Source organism: Novosphingobium huizhouense, from assembly GCF_020179475.1.
Classification (GTDB): Bacteria; Pseudomonadota; Alphaproteobacteria; order Sphingomonadales; family Sphingomonadaceae; genus Novosphingobium; species Novosphingobium huizhouense.
In genome coordinates this window covers 20,190-34,775 of record NZ_JAILXZ010000005.1, presented here as the reverse complement: position 1 = coordinate 34,775, position 14,586 = coordinate 20,190, and the positions used below count along the sequence as shown (strand labels likewise).

The 14,586-nt window shown below is 62.6% G+C and carries 14 protein-coding genes; 12 read left to right on the top strand and 2 right to left on the bottom strand.

Annotation, left to right across the window (positions count from 1 at the left end):
• The first annotated feature begins 2 nt into the window (after positions 1-2).
• From K3A85_RS16370 to K3A85_RS16315, 12 genes are all read left to right on the top strand, one after another.
• A complete protein-coding gene (locus K3A85_RS16370) occupies positions 3-947 on the top strand; it encodes a type IV secretion system protein (RefSeq protein WP_225207599.1) in 945 nt (314 codons plus the stop codon).
• Between the two features lie 328 nt (positions 948-1,275).
• A complete protein-coding gene (locus K3A85_RS16365) occupies positions 1,276-1,965 on the top strand; it encodes a virB8 family protein (RefSeq protein WP_225207598.1) in 690 nt (229 codons plus the stop codon).
• A complete protein-coding gene (gene virB9, locus K3A85_RS16360; RefSeq protein WP_225207597.1) occupies positions 1,962-2,819 on the top strand; it encodes a P-type conjugative transfer protein VirB9 in 858 nt (285 codons plus the stop codon). The genes K3A85_RS16365 and virB9 overlap by 4 nt, the downstream gene beginning before the upstream one ends.
• Positions 2,820-2,824: 5 nt before the next feature.
• Complete coding sequence (gene virB10 / locus K3A85_RS16355) at positions 2,825-4,042, top strand: type IV secretion system protein VirB10 (RefSeq protein ID WP_225207596.1); 1,218 nt, start codon at positions 2,825-2,827, stop codon at positions 4,040-4,042.
• Positions 4,043-4,045: 3 nt separating this feature from the next.
• Entirely contained in the window at positions 4,046-5,050 is a 1,005-nt protein-coding gene (gene virB11, locus K3A85_RS16350; protein WP_225207595.1) for a P-type DNA transfer ATPase VirB11, read from the top strand.
• Between the two features lie 19 nt (positions 5,051-5,069).
• Positions 5,070-7,028 carry a type IV secretory system conjugative DNA transfer family protein gene (locus K3A85_RS16345; protein WP_225207654.1) on the top strand — a complete coding sequence of 653 codons (1,959 nt, stop codon included), beginning with the start codon at positions 5,070-5,072 and terminating at the stop codon, positions 7,026-7,028.
• On the top strand, positions 7,015-7,962 hold the full coding sequence (locus K3A85_RS16340) for an LPD7 domain-containing protein (protein ID WP_225207594.1): 948 nt from the start codon (positions 7,015-7,017) through the stop codon (positions 7,960-7,962). Before K3A85_RS16345 ends, K3A85_RS16340 begins: the two co-directional genes overlap by 14 nt.
• A gap of 150 nt (positions 7,963-8,112) precedes the next feature.
• Positions 8,113-9,048, top strand: a complete 936-nt coding sequence (locus K3A85_RS16335; protein WP_225207593.1) for a type IV toxin-antitoxin system AbiEi family antitoxin domain-containing protein — start codon at positions 8,113-8,115, stop codon at positions 9,046-9,048.
• The gene (locus K3A85_RS16330; protein ID WP_225207592.1) at positions 9,048-9,881 is read left to right on the top strand and encodes a nucleotidyl transferase AbiEii/AbiGii toxin family protein; all 834 of its coding nucleotides are present in this window, start codon (positions 9,048-9,050) and stop codon (positions 9,879-9,881) included. Before K3A85_RS16335 ends, K3A85_RS16330 begins: the two co-directional genes overlap by 1 nt.
• A gap of 93 nt (positions 9,882-9,974) precedes the next feature.
• Positions 9,975-10,883, top strand: a complete 909-nt coding sequence (locus K3A85_RS16325; protein ID WP_225207591.1) for an ABC-three component system protein — start codon at positions 9,975-9,977, stop codon at positions 10,881-10,883.
• Positions 10,880-11,125 (top strand): ABC-three component system middle component 6, encoded by a 246-nt coding sequence (locus K3A85_RS16320; protein ID WP_225207590.1) that lies wholly within the window; start codon positions 10,880-10,882, stop codon positions 11,123-11,125. Before K3A85_RS16325 ends, K3A85_RS16320 begins: the two co-directional genes overlap by 4 nt.
• The gene (locus tag K3A85_RS16315) at positions 11,122-12,888 is read left to right on the top strand and encodes an ABC-three component system protein (protein WP_225207589.1); all 1,767 of its coding nucleotides are present in this window, start codon (positions 11,122-11,124) and stop codon (positions 12,886-12,888) included. Before K3A85_RS16320 ends, K3A85_RS16315 begins: the two co-directional genes overlap by 4 nt.
• A gap of 31 nt (positions 12,889-12,919) precedes the next feature.
• Here the strand turns inward: K3A85_RS16315 and K3A85_RS16310 are convergent, their stop codons facing one another.
• Both K3A85_RS16310 and K3A85_RS16305 read right to left on the bottom strand, forming a co-directional pair.
• Positions 12,920-14,053, bottom strand: a complete 1,134-nt coding sequence (locus K3A85_RS16310; RefSeq protein WP_225207588.1) for a relaxase/mobilization nuclease domain-containing protein — start codon at positions 14,051-14,053, stop codon at positions 12,920-12,922.
• Complete coding sequence (locus K3A85_RS16305) at positions 14,046-14,582, bottom strand: mobilization protein (RefSeq protein WP_225207587.1); 537 nt, start codon at positions 14,580-14,582, stop codon at positions 14,046-14,048. Before K3A85_RS16305 ends, K3A85_RS16310 begins: the two co-directional genes overlap by 8 nt.
• Between the last annotated feature and the right edge of the window lie 4 nt (positions 14,583-14,586).

The window sequence follows — 14,586 nt, the reverse complement described above, 5'->3', positions numbered from 1 at the left end:
CCATGGCGTCCACACTCTTCGCGGATATCTACACCAACATTGACGGTAAGCTCGATCTCTTCCTGAACGAGCGTCTCACCAACGTCATTGATGTCGTGCGGGGACCGCTGGCGCTTGGCCTAGTCATCTACATCGCCCTGTTCGGCTACATGGTGATGCGCGGAATCGTCAGCGAGCCCTGGGGCGAGCTCGTCTACCGGATGGTGAAGCTGTGCCTGCTCTATGTGGCGGCTACCACGGTCGCTTATTCCGAGTGGATCACGGACCCGCTTTTCCACGGGATGCCGGATGCCATCTCTCAGGCGCTTGCGGGCAAGACCATCACCAGCGTTGGTGCGGTTTTCGACGATTATTTCGGCCAGGTCGATTCCATCGTTCTCATCATCAGGACCGAGGCCGCGACCTATCTGGACATCAACCCTTGGAAGCTCGTCCTGCTTACGCTGGCAGTCGCTATTTACGGATTGGCAGGCCTCTCCGCGGCAATCGGATTTGCGATAACTGTGTTCGCGAAAGTGGCGCTTGCTGTCGTGATCGCGCTCGGGCCGATTTTCATCGCACTGTCGCTGTTCGAACCCACGCGGCGTTTCTTCTACGGGTGGCTCGGACAGGTGTTCAACTACATCGTCCTGATGGCGGTGATTATTGCCATCACAGCGCTCATCACCGATCTCGGTGCCACCGCGCTTACAGCAGCCCAAGGAACTCCGGACGTTACGATCGGCGCCGTCTTGTTCGCAGTCTACATCTTCCTCGGCACGATCTTCTTTTTCCAGGCGCCGTCGATCGCAACCGGCATCGCCGGGGGCGCGTCTGCCGGCATCGGCGCCTTCGCCGGCTCTGCGTGGGGGTCCGTGGCGGCACCGTTCCAGCAACGCCGTATCGCTCGCAACAGTCGCAATCTTGAACGGGCCGCTCAGCGCGGCGGTTCGGTGAGCCGCGCATGAGGAAGGAACACCTAATGACGAGCCCGTCCACGATAGTCCGTGCGCTCCGACGAACGGCGCTCGTCATCGCCCTGCTCCCAACGCTCGCCCAAGGGGCTTCCGGCCCGAAGAAACTGCCCGTCTGCAATGGCAAACACCTGCGCGACGTCAACATCTATGGGAGCGTTCTACCGGGCTCGCCGATCCTCGCCGTGGTGGCGCCCCCTGCCCCACCACCCGTGCCGCAGATCAAGCAACCAGCTGATCGCGGCACACCGCCCCCGCCCGTTCCCCTGTCCGAGAAGACATCGGCGCGAGCAGCTCCCAGCACCTATGGAAGTTGCTGATCATGCGGAACCAGACCGAAGGCGTGCCGGCCAAGGACGCCGAACTCTATTTCGGCCATGCCCGATCCTGGGATCAGGATCGTCAGCGCAAATCGTTACGGTCCGAACGCATCGCCTGGGTCGTGGCCGGCCTGGGCCTGCTTGCCGCGACCGCGGAAGGTTTCGCACTCGCGGGCCTTGCCCCGCTGAAAACGGTCATGCCGTACATCATTCGCGTCAACCAGACGACGGGCGCCGTCGACGTGCAGACCACCATCACCCAGAAGCCGATGCGCTATGACGAGGCGGTCACGAAATTTTTCCTCGCACAATATGTTCGGACCCGGGAAAGCTGGTTGCCGGCGGCGGCCGAAGAGAATTTCCGGGCCGTCACTATCCTGTCCGAACCAGGCGAGCAGCAACGCTGGGGCCGGTTTTTCAGCTCGAACAACGCCGCAAGCCCACAGGTCGTGTGGGGCAAGAGCGCGGTCGTCCAGGCCCGCGTGCGCAATATTGCCTTCATCAACGATCGTGTTGCCAACGTCCGCTTCACGCGGGCAGTGCAGACCGACACCGATACGCAGAGTAGCGACTGGATCGCGACGGTCACGTTCAGGTACACGAACGCGCCGATGGCGGAGGGCGACCGCTATCGCAACCCATTGGGGTTCCAAGTCGAGAATTACCGCGCGGACCCCGAGGTGGTGCGGTGAACCGCCTTCTTCCCATAGCGGGCCTTCTCGCCATTTTAGCGACATCCGCGCTGGCGGAGGACACGCCGCGCGGCGGGCCGGCGGATTCACGCGTCAAGTTCGTCGAGTATCAGGAAACACAGGTCTATCGGATCGTTGGCACATTCCGGACGGCGACCCAGGTCGTGCTCGGCGACGACGAGACGATCGAACATGTCGCGCTCGGCGACACCGTCTCCTGGGAAGTGGCGGTTGCCGGTCACATTCTGTTCCTGAAGCCCCGTGAGCGGGCGGGACCGACGAACCTTATCGTCACGACCAATCGCGGGGGTGAGCTGCGCAACTACGCCTTCGAACTGACAGCACGCCGGGGACCGATCGGCAGCGGAAGCCGCGATACATTCTTCCAGGTTCGGTTTCGCTACCCACGCGATGAAGCTGATCGTGCCGCTCGCATGCGCGCGACGCAAGAAGCACAGCGTGTCGCTGCATTGCAGGCGAGCGCCGTTCGGGGAGCCCTTGACCACGGCGTCATCGATGGACCGCGCAATCTGAACTACAAAGTCCAGGGCGCGAGCGATCTTCAGCCGTCGGAGATCTCCGACAACGGCCAGTTCACGGTGCTGCGTTTTCCCGGCAACCATGAAATCCCGGCGATTTATCTCGTGCGCCCGGACGGTTCGGAGACTTTGGTCCCATTCGATGTCCGGGACGAGTTCGTGGTCGTCCACGCCGTGGCGGCTCAACTGCGCCTGCGCCGGAACCGGGAGGTGCTGTGCATCTATAATCTCGCGCCGACACCCTACGGCGTCGATCACGGCACCAACACAGCGTCGCCGCATGTCGAACGCACCATACAAGACCCGAAGGAGTGAACGCGATGGACGAGTCTGCGGCCGAGGCCCCTCGTCGCCCGCACGGCGATCCAACACCTGAACGCGACGAAATCATCCGCGAGCGCGGCATCGATCCGATCGGCGGGATGACACCGGCGAAGCGGAATACCGCGCTGATTTTCGCGGGGACAGCGATGGTTCTCGGCATCTTGTGGGTCAACTCGGGGCCAAGCGCCAACAATGCCGGCAGCCTGATGGGCAAACCGGAGTCGATGGCCAAACGCCCCGATCTGGCCGCGCGCGAGACCGTCGCGTATGATGCCGTCGCGGCGAAACCCCAGCCGCTTGGCGCGCTCGCCGCAGATCCCAACGCGCCCGTCATCAATCCCCCGCCTGGTGCGCAGGGCGTCGGCCCTGACGGACAGATTGTGCCTGCCATGCAACCGGGTGCAGCGCCGGCGGGCGCAACGCAGAATACGCGCCAAAACCTGGCCGATCAGGCACGGCGATCAACATTGATCGCCTATGGAGGCCGCGATGCGCTACAGCCGTCGCCGGGTGGAAGTGCTACCGCCAGTCCGGACGGTGGTGCCGACGGCTCGGCCGATCCGGCCCCCCGCGGCACACCTAACGCGCTCGACGCGCTTCGACAGAGTTCGGCGGTCGGCGAGGCACGGGCTTCGATGCTGCCCAACCGCAATTATCTCGTCACCGCCGGTACGCTGATTCCTTGCATCCTCCAGACAGCGATGAATTCGGCGCAGCCAGGCTACACGTCGTGCCTGATCCCGCGCGACGTCTATTCGGAGAATGGCCGTGTCGTGCTCATGGAGAAGGGCACCAAAGTCCTCGGCGAATATCATGGCGGCATCCAGCAAGGGCAGAACCGCCTGTTCGTCTTGTGGACGCGCGCCGTCACGCCGCTGGGCGTGCGCATCGACCTGGCTTCGCCGGGGTCGGACGCCCTTGGCCGCGCCGGCATCGCCGGGTCCGTGGACACCTTCTTCTGGGCGCGCTTCGGCAGCGCGTTGCTGCTCTCGCTGGTCGACGACGCCGCCTATATCGCCGGTCAGTCCGTTTCGGGTGGCAGCAACAACTTCAATAACACGACCCGGACCCCAAGCGAGGGGGCGAGCATCGCGCTCCAGAACAGCATCAATATCCGACCGGTGCTGAAGAAGAATCAGGGCGAGGAGGTCGGGATTTTCGTCGCCAAGGACTTCAACTTCGCCGACGTCTACAATCTCGAGCTGCGGCGCTGACCCATGAGCGATACCGCCGTCCTGCGCCATTATCTCGCGCCGATCCTGCCGCTGCTGGAGCCGGTCGAGGTCACCGAGCTGGTGATCAACAAGCCCGGCGAAGTCGGTATCGAGGATCATCGCGGTTGGCACTGGCATAGCGTCGCCGAGCTTGACAGCGACTGGCTGGCGACGCTGGCTGTCGCCGCCGCAAGCTTCACCCAGCAGGACGTCAATGCCGAGACCCCGATTTGCTCGACCATTCTGCCAGGCGGGGAGCGCTGCCAGATCGTCATTCCGTCGGTGACGCCGACTGGTGCTCCATCCTTCACGGTGCGTAAGCCCTCGCGCGTCAATCTCGCGATCGATCAACTCGCCCAGACAGGTTTGTTCACCGCCACACGCTCGGCCGCCCGCGGTCTCGGCGAAGTCGATGCGCAATTGGTCGCGCAGCGCGACGCCGGTGACTGGCCAGCTTTCTTCAAGACCGCAGTTGCCGCCCGCAAGAACATCCTGGTGAGCGGCGCGACCGGCTCCGGCAAAACCACCTTCGCCAAGGCGCTGATCCAGTTGATTCCGCCCGACGAGCGGCTGCTCACGATCGAGGATACGCGCGAGCTCGTCGTCGAGCATCGCAATGTCGTGCATATGGTCTATTCGAGCGAGCGACAGGGCCTGGCGAAGGTCGGCCCCAAGCAGCTGCTCGAAAGTGCGCTGCGCATGCGGCCCGATCGCATCCTCCTGCAGGAGCTGCGCGACGGGACTGCCTTTTTCTACCTGCGTAACGTTAACTCGGGCCACCCTGGTTCGATCACGACCGTCCACGCCGGCTCGGCCATGGGCGCGTTCGAGCAGCTTACCCTGCTGGTGAAGGAGTCCGAGGGCGGACGCGATCTGGCCCGCGACGATATCCGTGGGCTGTTGCACATGCTCGTCGACGTCGTTGTCCAGACCCGCAAGCGCGCCGGAAAATTCGAAGTCGAGGAGGTGTATTTTGACCCGCCTGTCGGACGCGCGACCGCTCACTAAGGTCGCGATCGTCGCGGGGATGCTCGCGGCAACCTTTTTGGCATGTGCCTTGTGCGCGGTGCTGGTCGCGCTCGTCGGGCTCAACCAGATCGGCCCGCACATGCAGATCTCGGCGATACCCGCATGGCTCTGGTATTACCGCGGCGATCCACTTCTGCGTCTGTGGCTGGAGCGCGGTGCGTTGGTTGCCGGCGCCATCGCTTTCGTCATCCTGCTCATCATGCTGAAGCGGGGGCGCACGCTTCATGGCGAAGCACGGTTCGCGCGCGAAAGCGAGATCCGACGCGAACATCTGCGCAGCAACAGTGGGATCATCGTCGGGCAGAAAGGCGGGCGCTATCTGGTTTTCGGCGGCACCGAACATGTCTTGCTCGAGGCGCCGACGCGCGCCGGCAAGGGCGTCGGCGTAGTGATCCCCAATCTTCTGAGTTGGGCGGACTCGGTGGTGGTGCTCGATGTGAAGCGCGAGAACTGGGACATCACCGCAGGTTTTCGCGCACGGCATGGCCAAGCCGTCTATCTGTTCGATCCGCTAGATCCTGAAGGGCGAAGCGCCCGCTACAATCCCTTGAGCTTCATCGACCGGCTCGACGACACCGATGTGATCAATGAACTCCAGAAGATCGGCGGCATGCTCTTTCCGGCCCCTGAGAAGGCTGATCCGTTCTGGGCGGAAGCGGCGCGCGCCGCCTTTGTCGGCGTCGGCGCGCTTGTCGCGGCCAATCCCGCCCTCCCCTTCACGATCGGCGAAATCTATCGGCGACTGACGACGGGCGATCCAAAGGTCGAACTGCCGAAGGTCGTCGAAGAGGCCCAGCGCCGTGGCCAGCGGCTGAGCCAGGCGTGTGTGTCGGCGCTAAGTGACTTCACCTCCGCGTCCGACAACACATTTTCGGGCATCAAGCAGACGATCACCTCGAAACTCAATCTCTGGCTCAATCCCTATGTTGATGCCGCGACGTCAGAGACCGATTTCGATCTGCGCCAGATCCGCCGCGAGCGGATATCGATCTATCTTGGCGTATCGCCCGATAACATCGACCGGATAGCGCCCGTCTATAACCTCTTCCTCCAGCAGCTGATCGATCTCAATACGCGGGAACTGCCTGAAAATGGTGGCCGCGTGCCGGTACTCATTTTGCTCGACGAGTTCGCCCGCCTCGGCAAGGCGCCGGTCATCGCGTCGGCTTTTTCCTATGTTGCAGGCTACGGGCTTCGCCTGTTGCCCGTCATCCAGAGCCGGTCTCAGCCCCGCGGTATCTATGGCGTGGACGTTACCGACGAGATCATCGCCAACTGCGGTCTGGAGATCGTATTCACACCCAAGGAGCTGAAGGTCGCCAACGAACTGTCCGAGCGGCTCGGCTTTTTCACGATGAACGTCAAATCGAAAAGCCGCACGATCCATGGCCTGCTCGCCAACCGCAGCGTATCGGAATCGGACCAGCGGCGCGCGCTGATGATGCCCCAGGAACTGATGCAGATGCCCAAGGGCGACCTTCTGTTGATGCGCGGCGGCATTCCGCCCGTCAGGGGCCGCAAGATTGAGTATTTCCGGTCGAAGCGCTTCACGAGCCGGATCAGTGACCCGCCCAAGGTCGCGCCCCGTCCGATCGCGATCAATGCCGTATCGTCCGCCGCCAAATTGGCCGGCGAGGCGAGCAGCAGTGATCGGTTAGCGCAGGCCCTGAGCGCGAAGCGGGCTGCTCTGTTGAACGACCGTCCAGCGACTGCTGCGGCGGAGCAGGCACGATCCAGCTCGCGCGCGTTGACCGATGACGAACTGTCGGGCTTTGCCGAAATTACCGATGACATGTTGGTGCTCGGCGACATGGTGGATCTACCACCGCCCGGCGACGAAAAGGCCGCTATCGCCTTTGTCACGGCGATGACGGCCCGGGCCGTTCTCGAGCCCGTCGGCGCCGACGCCCAATCTCCAGCATTTGTGACCGAGAGGCATGACCATGGCAGAGAATGATCGCAAGCAATCGGGCGCGGCGCGGACGATTACCAACAGCGTTGGCATCGATGACGCCGAACAGCGCAAGGCGCAGGCGCCTGAAAAGTCCTCGCCTAGGGGACCGAAAGACGGTCCCACTGAAGCGCCTGATCATGCTAGCGCTGTTGGTGCGCCGCGAAACGCGCCCAAGGTGCATTCCCTCGAGGCGGGCGATGTGCCGGACAGCGTGCGGAAGCGCTATTATGCTGACAAGGCAAAATGGTCGGGCGAACCTGCCTTTTTCACGACGGCGCAAGCAAAGGATCCCGCGTTTCGCGATCAAGGCCGGCGTCTGGTCACGGCGACGGAGAGCCAGGAGGTCGTCAAGGATCTGGTGGCGATCGCCCAACACCGCAATTGGGATCGGATTCACGTCACGGGATCGGAAGAATTTCGGCGATCGGTCTGGATCGAGGCCAGTCAAAAGGGGCTGGAGGTACGTGGCTACAAGCCCAATGATCGCGATCTCCAGGAGCTCGACCGACTCCGCGGGGAGACGAGCCGTAATACGATTGCGCCCATGGCAGCAGCACGTGATCTCGATGCTGTCCGCGGGTCATCCGGAATGAGTCGGCAGAGCGAGGGCAATGGTTTGGAAAGGTCGGATGCCCGGCGCGGCGATCGTGGCACCTCGCCGAATGATCGTGCGGCCGATAGTCAGATGCGCGTGATGGAAGCGGTGATCCGACGGACGTTGTTCGACAACCCCGAGGCGGTTGCGCGGGTGATGACCGTCGCCCGTACACAGCTCGATTCGCATATTGCCGCGGGACGAACCATCCGCCCGGCAATGGTCAAGGATGTCTCCCCCAGCGTCAGGCAGGACGTGGTCCGCGGCCGTGATCCGGCCAAGCCGCCTATCCCTCGTCCAGGTCGCGAGCCCAAGCCCCAGGAACGCAGCCGGTCCCGGTGACCGGGAATCGGTCTTTTGTGCCGCAGCCCTTGTACGAGATATGGCTCAGGCGATCGGTTCCTGGTTCAAGAAATGCTACTTTTGTTCGTCTGTGCCGAACATTTGTCATGATTGATAAACCTCGAGCGGCCCAACCCCAGCGCCTGTCGGATGTATACTGCGCGTGCGGACCGTCCCGCAAAACACGACAATCTTGCCAGACAATATAATTACCGTTATATCGAACGCGCCGGACATCGCTCGCAGAGGCTCAAATTGCGCGAAGGATATAATCTCAAGACGCTTGGACCTCGGGCCGCCCAGCTGATCGTCGAACTCAACGAACGCCGTCAGCCGATTTTTTCGCTCGCGGACGTCACCGAGATCACAGGGCTGAGCCCATCATCGGCACGCAGCCTCGTCGCGAACACCGAAGCGCGCGGGATTGTCACGCGCCTAAAGCCTGGTCTCTACAATCTGGTGCCGTTCGAGCGGGGCCGCGACACCGAGCATGTGAGCGATCCTTACCTCATCGCAAGAACGCTGGTCGGCGAGGCGGACTACTTCATCTCCCACGGCAGCGCCCTCGAGCTGCACCGCATGGTCACCCAGCCGCAGTTGGCCATCATCGTCTCCTGCACCAAACGGCTGCGCCCGCAGCACATCCATGGGTATGAGTTCCGCTTCGTCGACGTCAAATCGCAGGACTTCTTCGGTCTGACCGAGATCTGGATCACATCCGAAGAGCAAATCAGGGTCAGCGATCCTGAGCGGACCATCATCGATGGTCTCGACCATCCGCAATATGTCGGTGGCATTACGGAGGTTGCCAAGGGACTCTGGATGAAGCGCGACACGCTGCGGGTCGAACTGATGATCGAATACGCGCTTCGCCTCGGCGTTGGCGCGGTGATCCGCCGCCTGGGCTATCTGCTGGAATTTTACGGGCTGGCCGACACAGTCGCATTGGAGCCGTTGCGCGCGCGGCTGACGCCGACCTATCAGCGCCTCGATCCCCTGTTTCCCAATGAGGGCCGGATGCTGGCCCGATGGCGCATCCGACTCAACGTCGAACCCGACGAACTCGACATAATCCGGAGCAGTTGATGATTCCGCAGCGCGATCTCTCCCGTATCGCCAACGGCCTTCTCAAGCCGCGCGGCCGCCGCGTGCCCGAGGCGGTGATCGAACGCGACTATTGCCTGGCCTGGTTCCTGACCGGTCTGGCTCAGCATCCTTTGCGCGAATTTCTCGCCTTCAAGGGCGGGACGGCCTTGCGCCGCTGCTGGTTCGAGAATTACCGCTTCTCAGAGGATCTCGATTTTTCGCTGATCAAGCCGATCGAACTGGACGCGATCCTCTCCGGCCTGAATGAGATCTTTGCGATCGTCGAGGCGGCGTCGGGGATCAACATGGCCTATGACCGGCCGGACAGGCATGGCCATCAAAACACCCACACCTTCTATCTGAGTTACAAGGGCCCCCTACCCGCGCGCAGCGACGTGAAAGTCGATGTCACGATCAACGAGGTGTTCTGCTTTCCGCTGGCCGAGCGTCCGATCCTGCGGACCTTCGAGGAATTTGCCGATTTGCCGGAAGGCCCGACGGTGCTCGCCTATAGCCTGGCGGAGATATTCGTCGAAAAGCTGGCGGCTCTGTCGGACAGGGCGCGCACCGAGCCGCGCGATCTCTACGACCTTTGGAATCTGCTTGAGGAGCGTGACATCCGACCGGCGGAACACCTCGCCGAGTTCACCAAGAAGCTCGCTCTTCGGGAACGCACGCCCGCTGGCGTGACCGCTGCGATCGCCGCCAAGGAAAAGCGTTTAGGCACGCTCTGGACAGGGCGGCTGCAGCAACAAATGAGTGATCTTCCGCCATTCGAAGGCGTGTTTCGCGAGGTTATGCGCGCTCTGCGCGAAGCCGACCTGCCGGAGTAGAGTGCGTCGCTCATCGCCCGACGATGGGCCTAAATTAATAGATTTGCTTGCTGATTCTGCCAAAGGTTATGGTGGTCAAGTTCGGGGGATGAATTGGACGACACGCAACGCTTTGCCTATGGGCTCAAGTTCGAGAACGCCTTTCTGCGCGAGCGCGGCAAGGCGTTCGAGACCCTATTCGCCCGTATCATGGCGCATGCCTTTCCGGGCGATTTCCAACCCGTCCGTCCTTACGGCCCGAAAGGCGACCTGAAATGCGATGGCTTCCGGGCCAGCGATGGCACCGTGTTCCAATGCTATGCGCCCGATGCAATGAAACTCGAACCCCTCCTTGCCAAGGTCGATGAAGATTTCGCAGGCGCGCTCGTCCATTGGACGACAAAAATGCTGCGGTGGGAGTTTGTCCATAACGACATTCGCGGCCTCCCGGCCGAGGCCGTCAAGAAACTCGCCGCGCTCAACGCCGCGAATCCGAACGTCGCCTTGGCCGTCTGCGGCGAAGCGGAATTGCGGCTGATCGCCATGTCGCTCGCGCTCCACCAGCTCGAAGATCTCTTTGGCGCCGTTCCATCGGGCCGTGTGCTGGAGAAGCTCGATTTCGAGGCGTTGCGGTCGGTGCTGCTGGCAATTCAACGGCAGGAACCGGACGCGGAACCATCGCTGGTGGCGCCCTCGGCGGCAAAGCTCGAACGCAATGCCCTCTCCCAGGACGCAGCCGGGCTGCTGCGGCAAGGCCGCCGCCGGGAGCAGTTGGTCGAAGCCTTTTTTGCCGGCTGGCCTGATCCCGACCTCGGGGAAGAGATCGCACAAGCGTTCCGGGTGCGCTATCAGGCCCTGAAGGCGGTAGGGCTATCACCGGACGATATCTTCGGCGAGCTTCAAGCTTTCGCGGGGGGTATGACCGGAGAACCAGCGCGCCAAGGCGCGGTGCTCGCTGTGCTTTCCTACTTTTTTGAACGTTGTGACATCTTTGAGGACGCGATTCGAATCGACGCGATATGATTCTACCGACCAAACATATCCGGCCCGATCGGGCGCTCCTGGCGGTTGGTGCCGACGTGCTCAGCTGCCTGCGCGAGCCGATGACCGTCTCGCGTCTCTGGGATGAGATACGCATTTCTCGCAGCGATCGGGCGGTATCTGCACCGATCAATTATGACTGGTTCGTGCTGGCGCTCGACCTGCTGTTTATCGTGAAGGCCGTGCAGTTCGATCGTGGTCTGGTCCAGAAGGCCGTTTCATGATTCACGGCATTTCCAGCGACCTTCCGAGCTTCAAGAGCTTGGCCTTCCGGCCCGGGTTGAACATCTTGCTCGCCGACAAGAGCGATGGGGCGACCGATCGGCAGTCCCGCAACGGCGCCGGCAAAACCAGCTTTGTCGAGCTGATCCACTTCCTGTTCGGCGCCAATGCCGACAAGGACAGCATTTTCCGCTCCGATGAACTGGCAGGCTTCAGCTTCGAGGCCCGCGTCGATATCGGACCGACGCTCGTCGATGTCGCGCGATCCGGCACCAAGCCGTCCCGCATCCGATTGCAGGGTGACACATCCGATTGGCCGATCGCCCCGTCTCTCGAAGCCAAGACCGGCGATCTGGTCATCAGCAACGAAAATTGGCGCGCCGCATTGGGCGCGCTGCTTTTCCGCCTGAACCCGGATGTGGACGACGAAGCAAACGGCCGCTTTCGGCCGAGCTTTCGATCTCTATTCTCCTATTTCGTGCGACGGCAGAATAGCGGCGGGTTCGTGTCGCCCACACAGCAATCCTCGATGCAGCAGGCTTGGGATCAGCAGGTAGCGATCAGTTATCTCTTGGGCCTCGACGCGAGCGTGCCGCAACAGTTTCAGGAGGTCCGCACGCGAGAGCGCGCGATGGCGGAGTTGCGCAAGGCGGCGAAGGACGGCAGTCTCGGCCGTTATTTCGGCACGGCGGCTGATCTCCGGACCCGCATGACGATCGCCGAAGCCCGTGCCAGAAGGATGCGCGAGCAACTCAACACCTTCAATGTCGTTCCCGAATATTCGGGGATGGAGCAGGAGGCTTCGCAGATCACGCGAGAGATTTCGACACTCAGCGACGACAATACCGCTGATCGGGAACTGGTCATACAGCTGCGCGCGGCGATCGACAGCGAGCTTCCGCCCGCGACGACCAGCCTAGACCGCCTCTATCGCGAAGCCGGTGTCGTACTGCCGGGATCGGTCGGTCGCCGCTTCGAGGAAGTGGAAGAGTTTCACCAGGCGATCGTGCAAAATCGGCGATCGCATCTGACGTCCGAGGTCCAGGCTGCGGAATATCGTATCCGCACGCGCGATCGTGCGCGCGAAACGCTTGATGGGCGTCGTCGGCAGCTGATGGGCATCCTCCAATCCGGCGGCGCGTTGGAACATTACGCAGCGCTCCAGCAGGAAGCCGGTCGCGCGGAGGCGGACGCCGAGGGACTGAGACAACGCCTCACGACGGCGGAACAGATCGAAAGCACGAAAGCCGAACTCGACATTGAGCGCGCCCGGCTCCTGAAGACGCTTCAGGACGATCATCACGAGCGTCAGAGCATCATCGAGGAAGCGATCCTCGTGTTCGAGGATCTGTCCAACGCGCTTTACGAAAAAGCCGGGAGCCTGACGGTCAGCGCCACGCCCAACGGTCCCCAGGTCGATATTCGTATCGATGCCCAGCGCAGCAAGGGCATCACCAACATGCAGATATTCTGCTTCGATCTCATGCTGGCCGAACTGACCGCCCGCCGGGGCATGGGGCCGGGTTTCTTGGTTCACGACAGTCATCTGTTTGACGGGGTCGACGAACGGCAGGTGGCCAAAGCGTTGCAGCTCGGCGCCGATCATGCTGCCGCAGTCGGATTCCAATACATCGTCACGATGAATTCGGATGCTTTGCCGAAGGACGGCTTTCGTGACGGCTTTGATGTTAGTGCCTACGTCCTCGACACCAAGCTGACCGACGCGACCGAAACCGGCGGGCTATTCGGACTGCGCTTTAACTGAAGTCCGCCCCTACCCCAACTTATCCACGTCTTTAGCGCTCGCGATCAGGGGGCTTGCGTTGATCTTTGTCCGACTCAGCCGAGGGCAAAGCATCTGACTTGCGGCTGCGGCTGTCCGCTGCCACCGAACTCCGATCGGCGATCATAATCTCCCTCGCCCGCTCCAACCGCCGCGACACCGCCGCCGGCATATCGGCCACGAACCCCGCGATATCTTCGGCCAGCACGCGATCTTCGTCCTTTCCGGTCGCCGCCAGCGCTGCCGCGGCCTCTGCGTAAGCCCCCCGGATCTGCTTCTGACGGCCGAGCGCCAACACGTCCTCCACACGCCGCTCCGGGTTCTGTGATCGTGCGAACGCCTGCGCGCGCTCTTCGATCAGCCGGTTGAGATCCAAATCCCTCCCCTGCCCCGCTGTCCGTGCCTCCAGATGGTGCGCCGGCGAGCGCACCCGCTTCTGGACATGGCCGCGCGCGCGGCGCGGCGTCGCTTCGGCGGCGATACCGCGCTGGCGCAATTCATGGGCGAAGCTTTCGCGCCAATGATGAAGGTCGGCCTTGCGCGGATTGAACCGCGCCCCATCCGCACCCTGGGTCGCGACGGTCAGATGGACATGGGGGTTAGCGGTGTCGGTGTGGAGCGCCACCATATAGCTGAACTGCCCTTCGAACTCGGCGCGCGCGAACGCCTGGACGGCATCATGGATGGTCGCGGCATCGGTCGTACCGCCGGGCATCGACAACACCATCGACATCGAGGTCGGTCGCGCCTTGCCATGAAGGTTCATCGCCTGATCGAGCATGTCCCAATCGGCCGCGATCGCCTTCAGGCGCTTTTCGTCGGTGATGATCTCGCCTTCGCTGCTGCGAACCTCGAGTTTCCCATGCCGCGATATATAGCCAAAATGTTCGGCGAGGTGCCTGGCTCCACGCTGCTTGCCCGAGATCTTGACCATGACCTCGGGCGCCTTGCGCACGATCCGCTCAAGCTTGGCGCGCGCATCGGCCGGCGACAACATCGGCGCAGCGGCAATTCCGCCCCTGCCCTTGCCACCGCCAGAACGGATCCGCAGCGTCCCCCCGCGCAGGCTACGCTTGCCCCCGGTCGGCGGTCGCCAGGCTTCCATCAGACTGGGGAGCGGCAGGACGCCGTCATCATCGTCAGTCATCGGGCGTATCCCAATAGCTCAGGTCACCTTTTAGCGCGCGGCCAAGCGCGCGCAGCTGGTCGCCTACCTCGTCGCGAAAGGATGCCACCCGCGCGGCCTCACGCGCCAGGTCGAGACGGGAATCTACCATGGTCGAGGCATGAAGGGCATGGACCGCCTGGTTGAGATTGATGCCGATCCGGTTGAGCTCGCGCCAGGACTGCGCGATCTGTACCCGGTCGGCGCGCGGCGGAAGCGGATGCGTATGAAGCCGCCGACGCAAAAGCATTACGAGCCATTCGGTCCGTTTGAGCCCGCGCGCATCGGCGGCCGCATCGAGCCTCTCAATATCCTCGCGCATGAGCCGAAGCTGCAGCCGGTCAGTCGTGCGGGTCCGAGGCGAAGCCGTCTCGCACGGCGCACCCGTGCCCTCCTCAAGCGCATCGTCAATCAGCTTGCGCAGGAGCGCTGAGCGACCGCCGGCGGCAGTCGCCCTAGCATCGAAGCGCGCCGCGAGATCATCGGGCAGACGGAGGCCAAAAAACGCCACACCC

Bases quoted from the DNA above. Each gene is read 5' to 3' on its own strand.
- K3A85_RS16370 (WP_225207599.1), top strand. From the start codon at position 3: ATGGCGTCCACACTCTTCGCGGATATCTACACCAACATTGACGGTAAG.
- K3A85_RS16365 (WP_225207598.1), top strand. From the start codon at position 1,276: ATGCGGAACCAGACCGAAGGCGTGCCGGCCAAGGACGCCGAACTCTAT.
- virB10 (WP_225207596.1), top strand. From the start codon at position 2,825: ATGGACGAGTCTGCGGCCGAGGCCCCTCGTCGCCCGCACGGCGATCCA.
- virB11 (WP_225207595.1), top strand. From the start codon at position 4,046: ATGAGCGATACCGCCGTCCTGCGCCATTATCTCGCGCCGATCCTGCCG.
- K3A85_RS16345 (WP_225207654.1), top strand. From the start codon at position 5,070: ATGCTCGCGGCAACCTTTTTGGCATGTGCCTTGTGCGCGGTGCTGGTC.
- K3A85_RS16340 (WP_225207594.1), top strand. From the start codon at position 7,015: ATGGCAGAGAATGATCGCAAGCAATCGGGCGCGGCGCGGACGATTACC.
- K3A85_RS16335 (WP_225207593.1), top strand. From the start codon at position 8,113: ATGTATACTGCGCGTGCGGACCGTCCCGCAAAACACGACAATCTTGCC.
- K3A85_RS16330 (WP_225207592.1), top strand. From the start codon at position 9,048: ATGATTCCGCAGCGCGATCTCTCCCGTATCGCCAACGGCCTTCTCAAG.
- K3A85_RS16320 (WP_225207590.1), top strand. From the start codon at position 10,880: ATGATTCTACCGACCAAACATATCCGGCCCGATCGGGCGCTCCTGGCG.
- K3A85_RS16315 (WP_225207589.1), top strand. From the start codon at position 11,122: ATGATTCACGGCATTTCCAGCGACCTTCCGAGCTTCAAGAGCTTGGCC.
- K3A85_RS16310 (WP_225207588.1), bottom strand. From the start codon at position 14,053: ATGACTGACGATGATGACGGCGTCCTGCCGCTCCCCAGTCTGATGGAA.